Raw genomic sequence first — 2,627 nt, 5'->3', positions numbered from 1 at the left:
CTAGCGGAAGTCCACATGAAGCCGATAAGCGACGCTATCGGTGCCAATCCGTTCTTCTGTTTTCCTGCATTTCGATTGATGATGTAGTCCCATGCTTGAGCGGCAACATCAATCGAGAGGGACGCAGCATTTTTGATTCCGTTGGTATGGATATTCCAGAGATACCTGCGCAGCGGCTGCGTCACGTCCATCCGCTCATGGCAGATGTTCAGTTCGCTGTCCACCTCCATGCTGCGCCGGTTGACGTTGGCCGAGCCGTGCGTGAGGAACACGTCATCGATAATCATGATCTTGCTGTGCACATACACCCGCGTCCAGTTGTCAGGCGGCGAATCCGGCGCAACCAGCGAGCCAACATGAACCGTCAGGCCCTGAATCGGCTGAGGCACGATCGCCTTGCTTGTGTCCAGGTTATCGTCGTACTGCTGCTGAAGTTTCACTTCCTTCGCCTGCGCAGTATCGATAGCCTGTTGCGCGCTGGCCTGTTCCTGCGGGCTACCTGCATTTCGCATTTGCGTGTTCGCCGCCGTGACCTGTTTCTGTGCATCCAGCAATGCGGGACCCAGCACGTCGCTCTGCTCTTCCCGCGCGACTGCGGGCATGGTATCCGCCCGCCCCAGGCTGTTCATCATTTCGTAGGTTGTGCCCGCACCCAGGCCCATGCCATCCTTGCTTGCGTTGGTGACAACGAACAGATGGATCGGCTTGTCGGGACTACGCCCCGCCGCAATCTGTCTCTGTACGGCATCCTTGATCTCAGTCGCCAGGTCCGGCCAGCGGAAATACTGGTTCTCGATATAAATAAATTTCGTCGCGTTGTTGACGGCCTGAAGATAAAGCGACCTGATATTACGCACCCCTTCCTGCGACTGTGTGCGGTTGATCTGCGCCATCACCGGCGTACCGAACGCCTTGCGGAGCTTCAGTTGTTGCTCCAGCCCCTTGCGCTTTGCGAGCAGATCTTCATTCGCGTCGCGCTTCCACGCACGGCAGAAGTTCACATTCAGATGTTCAAGGATCGGCCCTGTGACGATAGCTGACATATCCTGACGGGGCGTGGCCCCGTTGCGCCCAAGATTCGGCGCTTTCTTGATAGAACTATGCCCGTCATCGTCCCAATAGGCATCGAGCGTGTTGTGCGCCATCACGAACCCGACGGCCACTTCCGGCTTCTCGTAGTCGATCAGCACCATTTTCTGGTGGTGGGACGGCTCCGCGCCATACGCCGCGATGGTCGCTTTTGTCGGGCCGTCACCCGCTTTTCGCAGGAGCCTTTCCCGGTACATGATTTCCTGGCGTTCCTTTGGCGTGAAGTCACGCGTCACCAGTTCGATGCCAATGTCCTTGAAGGACTGCGTACCAAACATCAGGTACGGTTCCTGCCTCAACGCCGTGTACGCCTGCGAACCGGCTGGCGCAACGTTCAAGGGGCGTCCGCCGGCCGGAGCCTGTGCACAGCGATACCAGTTGCGGTCGTAGGCGATCTGCCGGGCGTCCTCGTTCTGCGCCGCGTACCGCCCGCCCTCGGTCCACCCTGGCACTTCCTGTTCGCTGAACTGCGCAATCCAGGCACTATCGAGCCAGCACAGGATACGCACCTTGCGGCCTTCCTTCGCTTTCTTGATGAGCAGATCACCGATGCGCAACGACTTGCCATCGCGAACAAAGTACATCGACGGCTGGAAGCCCCAGCAGACGTAATCAATAGTCGTGGTCGCCTTGTCGATGGCGTCATAGAGCGCACCAAATGCCTTCAACCCGTTGACCAGCGGCGCATAGGTAGCCGGGCGAGGTGGATATTCAGACGGACCTTCGGGCGCGAAATCGACAAACCAGGGCAGACAGATATCAGCACCGTGTCTTTCGCTTAGTGCAATAGGAACAACAATGTTCGACGGATCAGCCATGCTTACTCTCCTGATTCACTGCTGCGTTCATCGTCCAGCAAACCACTGTAGTCCTGACGATGCGTGGCCCGGTCATCGATGGGCGAAATATCGGGATCCTTGCCGTTCTCGTGAAACTGGAAGCCGATGTTGGCAAGTCCCCCGTTGTCCGCCTTGCCGTGGTACTGCTCCGCAACGGGAAGGGTGTAGCTCGCGCCATTGGCGAGCGTCAGCGTGTACTTCTGCGTCGTGGGGTGATGATCGACCTGGAGCAGCCCGGTTTCATCGAACACGCCCTGTTTCACCAGGGTTTTGCCCACAAACAGGCTGTACGGCATGTTGACGGGGATCGCAGCCCGCGAAGCGGGCGAGGCTCCCGTGCTGAACGTGAGCGGCACGGTCGGCGGGCCCGAGAGCGCCGGGTGGGTCAGGTCCAGCGGCTGGTTCAGGGTGGCCTTGCCCTGCTTCTGGATCGTGATGACTTTCAGGAACAGGTCATTGGGACCACCCAGCGTAATGCTGCCGTCCTTCATCTGGATAAACGCGCCGCCGGATTCGAGCGTAAGTTCGGTCTTCGCAACGATGCGCGCCACGCCGTTGACGCTCGCTATCGTCAGCTCCTGGTCCGCATCAAGCGACATCGGGCCACCCTGCGCCTGCACCTCGACGGGACCCTTCGCCGCAAAAGCCTTGAAGCCAGCCTTTTGCACGAACAGCGAAATCTTTTCGCCCGCCGCCACT

The 2,627-nt window shown here is 59.0% G+C and carries 2 protein-coding genes; both read right to left on the bottom strand.

Going from position 1 to position 2,627, the window contains the following annotated elements; genetic code table 11:
* Nucleotides 1-1,907 (bottom strand): phospholipase D-like domain-containing protein (locus BO1_RS48585; RefSeq protein ID WP_028223748.1); only part of this gene is annotated, 1,907 nt, incomplete at its 3' end.
* A gap of 2 nt (nt 1,908-1,909) precedes the next feature.
* A partial coding sequence (locus BO1_RS55965) for a DUF2345 domain-containing protein (RefSeq protein WP_043289299.1) occupies nt 1,910-2,627 on the bottom strand: 718 nt, incomplete at its 5' end.

This window comes from Paraburkholderia oxyphila NBRC 105797 (assembly GCF_000685075.1).
GTDB lineage: Bacteria > Pseudomonadota > Gammaproteobacteria > Burkholderiales > Burkholderiaceae > Paraburkholderia > Paraburkholderia oxyphila.
Note: the sequence above shows the minus strand (reverse complement) of the source record. Positions and strands in the feature narration are given on the sequence as shown.